General features: G+C 49.0%; 14 protein-coding genes. 1 reads left to right on the forward strand and 13 read right to left on the reverse strand.

The window, feature by feature from the left end; translation table 11 throughout:
- Nucleotides 1-68 precede the first annotated feature (68 nt).
- The 5 genes from MKY62_RS12735 to MKY62_RS12755 form a co-directional block, all read right to left on the reverse strand.
- Nucleotides 69-791: an amino acid ABC transporter ATP-binding protein gene (locus MKY62_RS12735; RefSeq protein WP_003183318.1), complete on the reverse strand. Its 723-nt coding sequence runs from the start codon at nucleotides 789-791 to the stop codon at nucleotides 69-71.
- Entirely contained in the window at nucleotides 784-1,446 is a 663-nt protein-coding gene (locus MKY62_RS12740) for an amino acid ABC transporter permease (RefSeq protein WP_003183320.1), read from the reverse strand. Before MKY62_RS12740 ends, MKY62_RS12735 begins: the two co-directional genes overlap by 8 nt.
- Nucleotides 1,447-1,534: 88 nt before the next feature.
- The gene (locus tag MKY62_RS12745; protein ID WP_003183321.1) at nucleotides 1,535-2,302 is read right to left on the reverse strand and encodes a transporter substrate-binding domain-containing protein; all 768 of its coding nucleotides are present in this window, start codon (nucleotides 2,300-2,302) and stop codon (nucleotides 1,535-1,537) included.
- A gap of 50 nt (nucleotides 2,303-2,352) precedes the next feature.
- Complete coding sequence (locus MKY62_RS12750; RefSeq protein WP_003183323.1) at nucleotides 2,353-2,526, reverse strand: hypothetical protein; 174 nt, start codon at nucleotides 2,524-2,526, stop codon at nucleotides 2,353-2,355.
- Nucleotides 2,526-2,963, reverse strand: coding sequence for a BrxA/BrxB family bacilliredoxin (locus MKY62_RS12755; RefSeq protein WP_003183325.1), 438 nt, complete (start codon nucleotides 2,961-2,963; stop codon nucleotides 2,526-2,528). The genes MKY62_RS12750 and MKY62_RS12755 overlap by 1 nt, the downstream gene beginning before the upstream one ends.
- A gap of 181 nt (nucleotides 2,964-3,144) precedes the next feature.
- Between MKY62_RS12755 and MKY62_RS12760 the strand changes: the two genes are divergently transcribed.
- Nucleotides 3,145-4,047, forward strand: a complete 903-nt coding sequence (locus MKY62_RS12760; protein ID WP_003183328.1) for a YegS/Rv2252/BmrU family lipid kinase — start codon at nucleotides 3,145-3,147, stop codon at nucleotides 4,045-4,047.
- A 20-nt stretch (nucleotides 4,048-4,067) separates the two neighbouring features.
- Here the strand turns inward: MKY62_RS12760 and MKY62_RS12765 are convergent, their stop codons facing one another.
- The 8 genes from MKY62_RS12765 to MKY62_RS12800 all read right to left on the reverse strand — a co-directional run bounded on the left by MKY62_RS12765 (nucleotide 4,068) and on the right by MKY62_RS12800 (nucleotide 14,141).
- Complete coding sequence (locus MKY62_RS12765) at nucleotides 4,068-5,348, reverse strand: dihydrolipoamide acetyltransferase family protein (RefSeq protein WP_016886717.1); 1,281 nt, start codon at nucleotides 5,346-5,348, stop codon at nucleotides 4,068-4,070.
- 23 nt (nucleotides 5,349-5,371) lie between these two features.
- A complete protein-coding gene (locus tag MKY62_RS12770; protein ID WP_003183332.1) occupies nucleotides 5,372-6,355 on the reverse strand; it encodes an alpha-ketoacid dehydrogenase subunit beta in 984 nt (327 codons plus the stop codon).
- 12 nt (nucleotides 6,356-6,367) lie between these two features.
- Nucleotides 6,368-7,360, reverse strand: a complete 993-nt coding sequence (locus MKY62_RS12775) for a thiamine pyrophosphate-dependent dehydrogenase E1 component subunit alpha (protein ID WP_003183334.1) — start codon at nucleotides 7,358-7,360, stop codon at nucleotides 6,368-6,370.
- A gap of 22 nt (nucleotides 7,361-7,382) precedes the next feature.
- Nucleotides 7,383-8,804 (reverse strand): dihydrolipoyl dehydrogenase, encoded by a 1,422-nt coding sequence (gene lpdA / locus MKY62_RS12780; RefSeq protein WP_003183335.1) that lies wholly within the window; start codon nucleotides 8,802-8,804, stop codon nucleotides 7,383-7,385.
- Complete coding sequence (gene buk / locus MKY62_RS12785) at nucleotides 8,794-9,900, reverse strand: butyrate kinase (RefSeq protein WP_009327926.1); 1,107 nt, start codon at nucleotides 9,898-9,900, stop codon at nucleotides 8,794-8,796. The genes lpdA and buk overlap by 11 nt, the downstream gene beginning before the upstream one ends.
- A gap of 38 nt (nucleotides 9,901-9,938) precedes the next feature.
- Nucleotides 9,939-11,033, reverse strand: a complete 1,095-nt coding sequence (gene bcd / locus MKY62_RS12790; RefSeq protein WP_003183340.1) for a branched-chain amino acid dehydrogenase — start codon at nucleotides 11,031-11,033, stop codon at nucleotides 9,939-9,941.
- A gap of 3 nt (nucleotides 11,034-11,036) precedes the next feature.
- A complete protein-coding gene (yqiS, locus tag MKY62_RS12795; RefSeq protein WP_003183343.1) occupies nucleotides 11,037-11,948 on the reverse strand; it encodes a phosphate butyryltransferase in 912 nt (303 codons plus the stop codon).
- A 126-nt stretch (nucleotides 11,949-12,074) separates the two neighbouring features.
- A complete protein-coding gene (locus MKY62_RS12800) occupies nucleotides 12,075-14,141 on the reverse strand; it encodes a sigma-54-dependent Fis family transcriptional regulator (protein ID WP_339614143.1) in 2,067 nt (688 codons plus the stop codon).
- Between the last annotated feature and the right edge of the window lie 13 nt (nucleotides 14,142-14,154).

The raw sequence follows: 14,154 nt of genomic DNA on the forward strand, positions 1-14,154 counted from the left end.
AACCCCAATCTTTTCTGCTAGTCTTAGTGAATAAAAAAGAAGAAGATCAGCATCTTCTTCAGCTTATTTTATAGTATTTTCTCTAAAAAGTCTTGAGCTCTTTTCGATTTTGGAGAAGAAAAAAACGCTTTAGGATCGTCGTCTTCTACAATGGTTCCTTCATCCATGAAAAGCACTCTGTCGGCGACTTCTTTGGCAAATCCCATTTCATGCGTCACGATCACCATCGTCATCCCGGTTTTCGCCAAATCCTGCATCACTTGGAGCACTTCTTTGACCATCTCGGGATCAAGAGCTGATGTCGGTTCGTCAAACAGCATGATATCCGGATTCATCGCCAGCGCCCTCGCAATCGCGACGCGCTGCTTTTGTCCCCCTGATAAACGGTTCGGATAATCATCTTTTTTATCGAGAAGCCCCACTTTCTCAAGCAGTTCTTCCGCTTTTTTCACAGCCGCCTGTTTGCTTTCTTTTTTGACATGGACAGGTGCATACGTAATATTTTCAAGAACCGTTTTATGCGGAAACAAGTGAAAATGCTGAAAGACCATGCCGATGTTCTCTCTGATTTTCAGCACATTTGTTTTCGGGCTTGTAATCTCTTGATCCTGAATGAAAATGCTGCCCTCCGTCGGCTTTTCGAGCAGGTTTAAGCAACGCAGAAACGTGGACTTGCCTGATCCCGACGGGCCGATGACTGCGGCTACTTCGCCTTTTTCAAAGGAAACGGAAATATGTTTAAGCACCTCGTGCTTTCCGAAAGATTTTGAGAGATTGCGAACATTAATCATTGACATTCAGCTTCCTTTCAATCGCTTTGCCGACAAACGTCAGGATCAAAACGAGCACATAGTAGATGAGGCCTGCAAACAGCATCGGCTCAAGCGGGCTGTAGATCGCAGCTCCCGCCTGATAGCTTCGCCTCATTATATCGCCGAGTCCGATGACGGTGACAACAGCCGATTCCTTTGTCAGTGTAATCGATTCGTTGATCAGCGCGGGCATGATATTTTTAAAGGCCTGCGGCAGCAAGAGATCCTTCATCATCTTTGCATACGGGACGCCCAGAGCCATCGCTGCCTCTTTTTGCCCTTTGTCGATCGCATTGATTCCTGCTCTGATGATTTCTGATACATAAGCAGCGGAATTTAAGCCGAATGCGATGACGGCCGCCCAATAAGCATCAATATCAAAGCCCAGCACCTGAGGCAGTCCGTAATAGACGATCATCAGCTGCAGAACGAGCGGTGTCCCCCGGAATATGGAAGTGTAAAAGTCTGCAATCCATGCGAGGGGCTTGATCGAACTGATTTTTAAAAGCGTAATCAAAACCCCCAGCAAAAATCCAAGCACGGCCGCAGCCGCGACCACTTTTAAGGTAACGCCCAAGCCTTCCAGGATGAAAGGCATTTCGGGTACTGTACTAGAAAAATCAAGAAAATTCATGATGACTCTCCCTCTCCCGCCTCATGATCAAAGAGGCGTACATCGCTTTAGAAAAAAAAAGTTCAACAAAAAGTTGAACTTTTTACGCTTACTTTTTTGTTTCTCCGCCGAACCATTTTTCTTTCAGTTTATCAAGTTCTCCGCTTTTCTCCATTTCTTCAAGCGCTTTGTTGAACTTCTCGGTCAAATCGCTTCCCTTTTTAAAGGCGATCGCGGAGCCGGCTTTTTCATCCGGTTCTTTCGGCAGATTGTAGCCAGCCAGTTCTTCATTTTTATTAATATATTTTTCGGCAACGATATCTTCAATGATTGCAGCGTCAAAGCGGCCCGCTTTGATTTCTTCAGTTAAATCCGAAATGCGGTTGCGGTTTTCAACTTTTAAATCGTAATCCGGCGTGAGCTCCTTTGCTTTTTCTTCCTGGATGGAGCCAAGCTGTACGCCGACCGTTTTTCCTTTCAGATCGTCAAGCGATTTGATGCCGCTTGATTTTTTTGTAACGATCATGTTGTGAGCCGTATAGTAGACATTTGAAAAATCGACCTGTTTTTTGCGTTTAGGCGTCGGCGTCATTCCTGAAAGCACAATGTCGACTTTGTTTGTTTTAAGAGCGGTCACCAAGCCGTTGAAGTCCATGTCTTTCACTTCGATTTCATGGCCCGTCTTTTCAGCCAGTGCTTCGGCCAGATCAACATCAAAACCGACAATCTTATCCCCGTCTTTCGATTCAAAAGGCGGGTAATCGGCAGAAGTTCCCATCACCAATGTTTTTTTATCATCAGAGCTGCTGCTCGTCCCGCAAGCAGTCAATGCAAATGTGACACATGCTGTCACTACCAGTAACATCCATTTTTTCATGTTGCGTATCCCCCTGAACCTGTTTGAATATTTATTCGTTGTTATGTATTTTAAACATTTTCCGAGGCGGATGCAATACCATTTTGAAAAATAACTAAAAAACCTTTAAATAAGCCTTTAAATACCAATTGAACGCCTGTGTCTTTATCTTTCTGATTGCATACAAAAAGCATTTTTATACACAAAAAAAGCCTGCCATCTGTTTTGGCAGGCAGTTTTTCCATTATACTTCTTCACAGTATTCTTCAAACAGTCCTTGAAGCTTGGTGATGACAGCCATCGGCTCATAGCCTTCAATTTCATGGCGCTCCACCATTTTTAAAATCTTGCCGTCTTTCAAAAGGGCGAATGACGGAGAAGAAGGCGGATATCCTTCAAAATATTCTCTTGCTCTTGCCGTCGCTTCTTTGTCTTGTCCGGCAAAAACGGTGACGAGATGATCAGGGCGCTTATCGTAATGAACCGCATGGTGCGCGGCAGGTCTTGCAATCCCCCCTGCACAGCCGCAGACGGAGTTGACCATGACAAGCGTAGTGCCTTTTTTCGTGAGCGCTTCATCGACCTCTTCAGGCGTTTTCAATTCGGTGTAGCCGGCAGCCGTTATTTCTTGTCTGGCCTGGCGTACGACATCGTTCATAAACAGATTAAAATCCATGTTCACTTTAAGATCTCTCCTTTTTAGCGCTTATAGCATGATGCTAAAGCCGCTGTTTGCTCATCTGTTCTAATGATACTTTGAAACCGCCCGGACCGCAAATCAGGCGATTCGTGTTCCTTCAGGTTTACGGAACGGGCAGCCCGGGGAAAAATAAGTAAAGACCCTATAAATAAAGGAGTACTTTATGAACCGAAAGAAAGCAATGCTGATTTACAACGGGAATGCAGGGCAAAAAAATGTTGAAAAAACACTCGGTGCTGCCGTACCGATTCTTTCACAAGCTATAGACGAACTCATCGTGAAACCGACGAGAAAAAAGCGCGATGCGTTCGAATTTTGCCTGGAGATCGGGGAGGATATCGGGCAGTTGTTTATCTTAGGCGGTGACGGGACGGTGCATGAATGCATTAACGGGATTAGTCAGCTTCAAACCAAGCCAGATATCGGCATCCTCCCTGGCGGTACATGTAACGACTTTTCGAGGGCGCTCCGCATTCCCCAGAACATAGAGAAAGCGGCGGAAGCGCTCGTCAATGGAAGTCCCGTCCCGGTCGATGTTTTAAAAGCGAATGATCATTATTGTCTCAACTTTTGGGGCATCGGATTGATCACGGAAGCTTCCAGCCATATCAATCAAACGGAAAAAGCGCTGCTCGGGAGAATCAGTTATTTTACAAGCGCACTGCGGACAATCTCCAATCTTGAGCCCTTCTCTTTTCGTCTGTCGATCGACGGAGAAGAGTTTGCTGACGAAGCGGTCATGGTTGTCGTGCTGAACGGCCCCTTTATCGGAACGAACAAGATCCCCCTTCCGCAGCTGAGCATCAACGACGGAAAAGCGGACATTCTCGTCTGCCGGAATACGAATCTGGCTGCATTGAAAGAGCTTTTTGCAATGGATGATCCCGAATGGGATTCCTTTAAAGGCGAGCTATCCTATTATCAGGGGCAAACCGTTCGAATTGAAACCGCCCTTCCCATGGAAGCCGATACAGACGGCGAAATCTGCACAAAAACGCCGGCTTCAATCGAGGTGCTAAACGGGCACCTCCGCATGCTCACCCCCTTAGAAAAAGAAAAAAGCTGACCCTAAACGGGCCGGCTTTTTTAATAGATGGACGTATGATCATCGATCTGTTCAAGAATCTCTTTCACACGGGCAAGGAATCTGCCGCAAATGAGGCCGTCAAGCACTCTGTGATCGAGGGATAAGCATAGGTTCACCATATCCCTGACCGCGATCATGCCGTGCTCCATGACGACGGGACGCTTGACGATCGATTCAACCTGCAGGATGGCAGCCTGCGGATGGTTGATGATCCCCATCGACTGAACCGATCCAAACGAACCGGTATTATTGACCGTAAACGTACCTCCGCTCATATCCCCGCTGGTCAGCTTGCCGCTTCTGACCTTATGAGCCAGTTCGGAGATTTCCCTTGCGATGCCTTTAATCGTTTTTTCATCGGCATGCTTGATGACAGGAACATATAACGCATCTTCAGTCGCTACTGCAATTGAGATGTTGATGTCTTTTTTCTGAATGATTTTATCTCCGGCCCACATGCTGTTCATTTGCGGGAATTCCTTCAGCGCCTGTGCGACTGCTTTGACAAAAAACGCGAAAAAGGTCAGGCTGAAGCCCTCTTTTTTCTTGAATTCGTTTTTTATTTTGTTGCGGTAGCTCACAAGACCTGTGACATCCACTTCCATCATCGTCCAGGCATGAGGGATTTCATGCTTGCTTCTGACCATGTTGGTCGCAATCGCATTGCGGATTCCAGTTACAGGAATCTCAACGTCTCCGGCCGCACTTTGAGGCGGTGCAGCTTGAGGTGCGGCTTGCGCCGGTTTTTGATCAGGTTCAATCGCTCCCGCGGCATTTGCACCCGGCTGTTTTTCCGGCGCTGCATCAGTTTGAGGAACAGCTCCGGAAGCAATGATGCGCTGGATGTCTTTTCTTGTGATCCGTCCGCCGGCGCCTGTACCTTCCACCTGCTCCAAATCGATGTTGTGCTCTCCGGCAAGTCTCAGCACCGCCGGGGAATAACGTTTTTTCTGAGTTGTATCTTTCGCCTCCGGTTTGGCCGGCTCCGCTTCCTCTTGATCTGGCTTGGAAACAGCCTCAGCCTCCGGTTTCGCTTCTTCATTTGTTTCGACTTTGCAGATGACGTCTCCGACTTGCAGAGTTTCGCCTTCCTTCCCGACTAGCTCGGCAATCGTTCCCGTGAACGATGAAGGGACTTCAGCATTGACCTTATCCGTCATCACTTCAGCAATCGGATCATATTTGTTGACGTGATCTCCGACGCTGACGAGCCATTTGCTGATGGTTCCCTCAGTCACGCTCTCCCCGAGCTGCGGCATTGTCATTTGTTCCACTGCCATACGATGTGTCCTCCTTCGCTATATTAAAACTCAGCCAATTCTCTCATCGCTGCTTCTGCTTTATCCGGATTGACCATAAAGAATTTTTCCATTGTAGGAGCATACGGCATTGCCGGGACATCAGGGCCCGCCAACCGCTTAATCGGCGCATCCAAATCGAACAGGCAATGCTCTGAAATGATCGCGGCCACTTCACTCATAATGCTGCCTTCCTTCGTATCTTCGGTCATCAAAAGCACTTTGCCCGTTTTGGAAGCCGCTTCAATAATCGCTTCCTGATCGAGCGGATATACCGTTCTTAAATCAAGGATATGTGCGGAAATCCCGTCTTTGGCAAGCCGTTCGGCAGCCTGAAGGGCGAAATGGACGCACAATCCGTATGTGATGACGGTAATGTCTTCGCCTTCCCGCTTCACGTCCGCCTTTCCGATCGGCAGCACATAGTCGTCACTCGGCACTTCGCCCTTGATCAGCCGGTATGCCCGTTTATGTTCGAAGAACAGCACAGGGTCGTCATCGCGGATGGCCGCTTTCAAAAGCCCTTTGACATCATAAGGCGTCGAAGGCATGACGATTTTCAGGCCGGGCTGATTGGCAAACACGGCTTCAACCGACTGTGAATGGTACAGCGCGCCGTGCACGCCTCCGCCGTAAGGTGCGCGGATGACGATCGGACAGTTCCAGTCATTGTTGGAGCGGTAGCGGATTTTTGCCGCTTCCGAAATAATCTGGTTGACAGCCGGCATAATAAAATCAGCAAACTGCATTTCAGCGACTGGTCTCATCCCGTACATGGCGGCCCCGATTCCGACGCCGGCAATTGCGGATTCCGCCAAAGGCGTGTCCATCACCCGCTCTTCGCCGAACTGGTCGTAAAGACCGGCTGTCGCCTTGAATACACCGCCTTTTTTGCCGACATCCTCCCCTAAAACAAAGACGCGGGGATCCTTTTCCATTTCTTCTTTCAAAGCCAAAGTGACAGCATCTATATATGACATAACTGGCATTGTTCTTCCCCCTTACTCCGCATAAACATGCCGCAGCGCATCTTCTGGATCTGCATAAGGTGCATGTTCAGCATAATCTGTTGCTTCATTGACGATGTTTGTGATCTCATCCGATATTTGCTTCTCAGACTGGTCGTCCAGAAGACCTGCTTCTTTTAAGTATTGTGCGAATTTGTTAAGCGGATCATTTTTCTTCGCCTCCGCCACCTCTTCGCGCTCTCTGTAGCTTCGGTCGTCATCATCGCTGGAGTGCGGGGTCAGCCGGTATGATATCGTTTCGATTAATGTCGGCCCTTCGCCTCTTCCGGCCCGTTCCCTTGCTTCTTTAACAGCTTTGTAGACTTCAAGCGGATCATTTCCGTCAACGGTCACGCCAGGCATGCCGTAACCGACGGCGCGGTCGGAAATGTTTTCGCAAGCTACCTGCTTTTCATAAGGAACCGAGATCGCGTATTTATTGTTTTCACACATAAAAATGACGGGAAGCTTATGCACGGCGGCAAAGTTTGCCCCTTCATGGAAGTCCCCTTGGTTTGAAGAGCCTTCGCCGAACGTCACAAAAGTTGCAATGTCTTTCTTGTCAAGCCTTCCGGCAAGCGCTACGCCCACCGCATGCGGAACTTGCGTGGTCACCGGCGAAGAGCCCGTGACGATCCGGTTTTTCTTTTGGCCGAAGTGGCTTGGCATCTGCTTTCCTCCTGAATTCGGATCCTCGGCTTTTGCAAACGCCGACAGCATTAAATCTTTTGCCGTCATTCCAAAAGCAAGCACAACGCCCATATCTCTGTAATACGGAAGCACATAATCGTTCTCCCGGTCTAAAGCGAAAGCCGCTCCGACCTGGGCTGCTTCCTGTCCTTGACAAGAGATGACAAAAGGAATTTTGCCTGAACGGTTTAAGAGCCACATCCGCTCATCGAGTTTTCTGGCTAAAAGCATGGTTTTGTACATGTCGATTGCTTGTTCATCTGTTAATCCCACTGCTTCATGACGGTTATTGCCCATTTTTTTCACTCCTTCATGCTTTCTAAAAATGAATCGCTTTTCCATCCACGGCAAGGGCGGCTTCTCCGATCGCCTCCGACAGCGTCGGATGCGGGTGGATCGTTTGACCGACTTCCCACGGGGTGGCGTCAAGCACCTTTGCCAGACCGGCTTCAGATATCATGTCTGTCACATGCGGGCCGATCATGTGAACGCCCAAAATGTCATCTGTTTCGCGATCGGCGACGATTTTGACAAAGCCGTCCGTCTCACCGTACACGAGCGCTTTGCCAATCGCCTGAAACGGAAATTTGCCTACTTTAACGCTTTTCCCCTGCGCCTTCGCCTCACCCTCTGTCAAGCCGACCGATGCGGCTTCAGGGCTTGAATAGATGCATTTTGAAACAAGCGAATAATCGATGGCGTGCGGGTTTTCACCAGCAATATGCTCAACGGCCGTAATCCCTTCGTGAGAAGCTACATGTGCAAGCTGAAGGCCGCCGATCACATCTCCTATCGCATAGATGTGGGATTCTTTTGTCTGGTACATGCTGTTTGTCACGATAAAGCCGTTTTCCACCTGGATATCCGTGTTTTCCAGACCGATACCCTCAATATTTGCCTGCCTTCCGACCGATACGAGCATTTTCTCAGCGGAATAGGATTGTTTTTCTCCGTCTTTTTCCGCTTGAATGCTGACCGCATCGCCTTTCTCCAATGTGTCGGGCAGCACTTTTGCTCCCGTGATCATTGTGATGCCTTTTTTCGCGAGCTGCGCCTGCATTTCCCTAGAAATATCGGCATCTTCAGTCGGCAAAATCCGGTCTGCATACTCAATGACGGTGACATCAACACCGAAATCGTTCAGCATGGAAGCCCACTCGATCCCGATGACACCTCCTCCGACGATCAGCATGGAAGCCGGAAGCTGCTCAAGTTCAAGCGCTTCGTCTGATGACAGAACGTTTTCTCCGTCAAGCTCAAGCCCTGGCAGCGACCTGGGCCTTGAGCCTGTAGCGATGATGACGTTTTTCGGTATGAGCATCTCATTTTCATCCCCGTTCGCCATCTCAACGGAAACCGTCCCAGGCATCGGGGAAAAAATCGACGGCCCGAGAATCCGTCCGATTCCTTCGTAAACATCGATCTTTCCTTTTTTCATCAAGTGTTTGACACCGTTGTGCAGCTGGTCAATTATTTTTTGTTTTCTGCTTTGAACTTGAGAAAACCGCAGTCCGACTTCAGGAATGACCACTCCGAATTCGTCCGCCTTTTTTGCTGTCCTGTATACTTCCGCGCTTCTAAGGAGCGCCTTCGACGGGATGCAGCCTTTATGAAGGCACGTGCCGCCGAGCTTCTGCTTTTCAACGACGGCTGTTTTCAGCCCCAGCTGCGAGGCTCTGATGGCGGCCACATAGCCGCCTGTGCCCCCTCCAAGAATCACGAGATCGTATTCAGTTGCCATGACTTTCCCTCCTCTGGTTCGGATACTGTTTTGCCTCTTCTTCGCCGTTCAATACGCGAAATGCACCTTCAGCCAATGCTTGAAGTTCATTTTCTCCTGGAAAGACGACGACATCCGAAATCCAGTCTATGTATTGTCTGATCGAGGAAATAAACGATTTTCCATATGCCAGTCCTCCTGTCAAAATAATGACATCGACTTCGCCTTTTAAGACGGCGCTGGCCGCCCCGATTTCTTTGGCGATTTGATAAGCCATCGCTTCATAGATGAGCGCAGCTTTTTGATCGCCTTCCTTGATCATTTTCTCAACTTTTACCGCATCCGTCGTGCCGAGATAGCCGGCAAGCCCTCCGCCGCCGACAAGCATTTTCATCAGCTCGTCTTTCGTATATTCGCCGGAAAAGCACATATCGATCAGATCACCCGCAGGAATGGTTCCGGCCCGCTCTGGACTGAGCGGACCTTCCCCGTGGAGGCCGTTGTTGACGTCGATCACCCGGCCGCGGCAATGGACGCCGATCGTAATGCCGCCTCCCATGTGGGTGATGATCATTTTCATATCTTCATAACGCTTCCCAAACTGCCAAGCCGCTTTCCTTGCGACTGCTTTTTGGTTGAGCGCGTGAAAAATGCTGCGCCTTTCAATAGCCGGGGTGCCGGAAATTTTTGCGATAGGAGCCATTTCATCCACAACAACGGGGTCGACGATAAAAGCGGGAATATTTAACCCGTCGGCAATCTCCCTGGCGATGATGCCCCCGAGATTTGATGCATGCTGCCCCGCATAGCCGTTTTTCAAATCGACAATCATCGCATCATTGACTTCGTAAGTGCCGCCTTCAATCGGTCGAAGCAGCCCTCCCCTGGCGCAAACGGCATCCAATTTAGAAATATTGATTCCCTGTTCATGCAGGGTTTCGAGTATCGCCTGTTTTCTGAACGAATATTGATCAATAATGGTCTGATATTGCTGTAGCTCAGCCTCGTCATGACGGATTGATTTTTCGAAAATCGAACGGTCATCATGAAAAACGCCGATCTTTGTAGATGTAGATCCCGGATTGATGACGAGAATACGTTTTTCCTGTACCTGCATTGAATTAAAACCTCCAATAGAGAATAGGGGTTATGATTTTAACGTCTGCTTAAAATGTGATGGCCGTTTTGCAAAAATTGGCTTCTCGATTGGCGCATGCGCTCAATTCGTTCTTCCGCCAGACGGTCTGCGGCCAAGTATGTCGGAATGCGGTCGCGCTTCGAAATTTCAAGGACGCGTTCAATGTTTCCGTAGATGCCTTCGACTTTCTTCAGCGCGCGCTCCGAATTATAGCCGTAAAGCTCGTCAGCGACATTGATGACGCCGCCGGCATTGATGACATAGTCCGGGGCATAAACGATGCCCATGTCGTGGATTTGATCACCGTGGCGGGTTTCTTTCAGCTGGTTGTTGGCTGCCCCGGCAATCACTTTGGCTTTCAGCTGCGGAATCGTATCATCGTTGATTGTCGCTCCGAGCGCACACGGCGCATATATATCGCATTCCTGCGAATAAATATCATCCGGATCGACGGCGCGGGCGCCGAATTCGGCGACTGCACGTTCAACTGCTTCTTTGTTGATGTCGGTCACGATCAGTTTCGCGCCTTCTTCGTGGAGGTGCCGGCACAGGTTGTAGGCCACGTTTCCGACGCCTTGAACCGCAACGGTTTTGCCTTCAAGCGAATCCGTTCCGAATGCCGCTTTCGCCGCCGCCTTCATCCCTTTATATACCCCGTAAGCTGTTACCGGAGAAGGATTTCCTGATGAACCGAAAGCAGGTGAAATGCCTGTAACGAAATCGGTTTCGTCATGAATGATGTCCATATCTTCAACGGTTGTACCGACGTCTTCGGCTGTGATGTATCTGCCGTTCAAGCCTTGAATGTAGCGGCCGAAAGCGCGGAACATTTCTTCGTTTTTATCTTTGCGCGGATCTCCGATAATAACGGTTTTGCCTCCTCCGAGGTTCAGTCCGGCCGCCGCATTTTTGTAGGTCATTCCCCGCGCAAGGCGCAGCGCATCTTCAATTGCGGCTTCTTCACTTTCGTATGTCCACATTCTTGTGCCGCCGAGAGCCGGCCCGAGCGTCGTATCATGAATCGCGATGATCGCTTTTAAACCGGACTGTTTATCTTGGCAAAATACCAATTGCTCGTAGTCATACTGTTCCATATATCGAAATAGTTCCATTTTTTATTCCTCCTCATGTCGTGCTTCAGACGTACACAGCGCCAAAGCAATCGAATACAACTTGTTTTCTGCGGAATCGGCCCTGCTTGTCAAGGCGATGGGTGCTTTTGCCCCTGCTAAAATGGCTCCCACTTTTGCACCCGCAAAATGAATCAATGATTTATAAAGGACATTGCCTGTTTCAATTGAAGGAACAAGCAGGATATCGGCCTCGCCTGCTACGATCCCGGAAATGTTTTTATGCCGGGCGGCAAGCGGCGATATCGCGTTATCCAATGCAAGAGGCCCGTCAACAACGCAGTTTTTGATTTGGCCCCGATGATTCATCTGCGTCAAGGCAGCTGCATTCAATGTCGCTTCCATCGCGGGATTCACTGTTTCCACTGCGGCAAGACAAGCGACTTTCGGCATTTGCACGCCGACCGACCTCGCCACGCCGACTGCGTTTTCTAAAATCTGCTTCAGCTCATCAAGCTTGGGGCTGATATTCATCGCCGCATCTGTTACATAAATCAGCCTCTCAAACCCGCTGACTTCAAATGCTGCTACATGTGACAGCACGTGCGAGGAACGAAGCCCGTACTCTTTATTCAAAACGGCTTTTAATAGCACAGCTGTCGGGACATTCCCCTTCATAAGAACATCCGCATTGCCGCTTTTGACAGCTTGAACGGCAATTCTCGCAGAATCCGCCGGCGATTCCGAATGAATGATATCCACGTGCCGTTTTGAAATATTCTGCTCTGTCATCATATGTCTAAGTTTTTCTCTGTGCCCGATCAGCAAGAACCGGGCAAATTGTTTGTCGACCGCAAGTTTGACCGCTTGCAGCACTTCGTCATCTTCCGCATGTGCGACGGCGACCGTTTTATTGTCAAGCTCCGCCGCTTTTTGCAATAGTTGTTTCAGCTTCATAGTACCCACCTTTCTAAGCAAACATCCGCCCACTATATCATGCAAGTTTCGTGCCAGTATGAAAAAAGCGGTTCGGTACTGTGAACCTGTTTACAGTTTGCATGATTTTGCACTCGTTTTTGCAATTTATTGCATGCTATCTTTTGCAAGGTTGTATTTATCCATTTTGTAATAGAGGTTGCGAATGCTGATTCCAAGAGCTTTTGCCGTTTTCGTTCTGTTATATTGATGCTTTTCAAGCGTTTCTTTAATGATATGAGCTTCAAACCGTTCGACCGCATCAGACAGCTTTTCATCTTCAATTTCAGGGAAAGCTTCGCCGGCTTCCACCTTTTTTCTCGGACGGTCCGCTTCAGGAAGATGTTCTAGATCAATCCATTCCATTTGCGGTTTTAAAAAAATCATCGCCCGCTCGAGGACATTTTCAAGCTCTCTGACATTCCCCGGCCACTTCCGCGCTTTTAGCGATTTGAGGGCGTTTTTCGTAAGCCCCTTTACATTGCGCCCGTACTCTTGGTTGATCTTCCCTATCAAATGCCTGCTCAAGGCTTCAATGTCCTCTTTCCGCTGTCTGAGCGGCGGAATCGATATCGGATAGCGATTGATCCGGTAGTACAAGTCTTCGCGAAACCGGCCTTCAGCGAGCTCCTTTTCAATATTGACGTTAGTCGCCGCGATGACCCGGACGTTCACAGGGATCGGTTTGGTCCCGCCGACTCTGACGATTTCTTTTTCCTGAAGAACGCGGAGGAGCTTCGCCTGTGTGTTTAGCGAGAGCTCGCCGATTTCATCCAAGAAAATGCTTCCGTTGTTCGCTTCTTCAAAGAATCCTTTTTTCCCGCCGCGGCGCGCACCTGAAAAAGCGCCTTCCTCATAGCCGAAAAGCTCTGATTCAAGCAGTGATTCCGATATGGCCGCACAATTGACGCGGACAAACTTATTATACTTTCGGTCACTTTCGTTATGTATGGCATGGGCAAAAAGCTCTTTACCCGTTCCCGATTCGCCTCTCAGCAAAATCGTCGCAGGCGTCTTCGCCCCCAATTTCGCCTGTTCCAGCGCGACGAGCATCTGCTCGCTTGACCCGATGATGTCGGCAAATGTATATTTCGCCTCAAGTGTACGGATAATCTGCCGTGCTCTGTTCAGCTCGTTTGTGAGCGATTGAATTTCAGATACGTCGTGAATGACGCCGACGCTCCCTTTTAAAATGCCGTCGACGATAATCGGCGCAACATTGACGATCACTTCTTTTTTATTCGGGCCGACTTTCATTCTGACCCCTCTGACAGGGCGCCTCGTTTCGAGCACTTTCAAATGCATGCTCTCGCCTTCAGATATGTCGGTATTAGCCGGCTTCCCGATCACCTGGTCTTTTGTCAGACCTGTCATCTTCGTATATGCCCTGTTGATCATCATTCCGTTTCCGTTTTCGTCAACGACCGAAATCGCTTCATCGGAAGATTGAATGATCGCTTCAAGCATCGTTCTGACTTCCTTCAGGTTGGTCACCTCTTCAGCCAGCTCGACCGCATCGGTAATGTCCTTAAATATGCTGAGCGCCCCGAGGAGCGTTCCTCCGTCATCAATAATCGGAATTCGGGTCGTGACAATCTGCCTGTTCGGATGGAGAAATTGTTTTTGATGATACTCAGGCTCTCTCGTGTTGAGAATACGCGGCAGCTTCGTCGTCGGGATCACGCTTTGAATATGCTGGCCGATCGCTTCGCTGCGCTTTGTTCCGGTCATAACCTCCGCCATTTTGTTAAACAAAATGATCTCTTCGTTAATGTCGATAAAAATCATGCCGTCATTCATCGAGTTGAAAATACGGTCGTGTTTATACGTCTGCTCTTTTAACATTTGGATGAGCTGCTGCTTTTCATTCATCAGCTGAGAGATGATATAAGCGAGCGATCCCGGCACCACGATCGTTCTGTCGTGCTTTTTTCGCATCAGCTGCTTTAACACGCCGGCGTCTCCGGTCGTCTCAATGATGATGTCGATCTGTTCTGTGATGTATGGCGTCCAGTCGAGTGCCGTTTCGATATCGTTTTTCTGCGCGACGAAAAGCCCGGGAGCTTCCGGATTTTTATCGATGACCGCCTCGATATGCATCGTCTTTGTTTTCAGCAGCAAATCCAAGAGGGCGGTCCCCCCTTTTCCAGCACCAACGATCAGTACTTTTTGCATCATCCCTTTACCC

The organism is Bacillus sp. FSL R7-0646 (genome assembly GCF_037969865.1).
GTDB lineage: Bacteria > Bacillota > Bacilli > Bacillales > Bacillaceae > Bacillus > Bacillus licheniformis.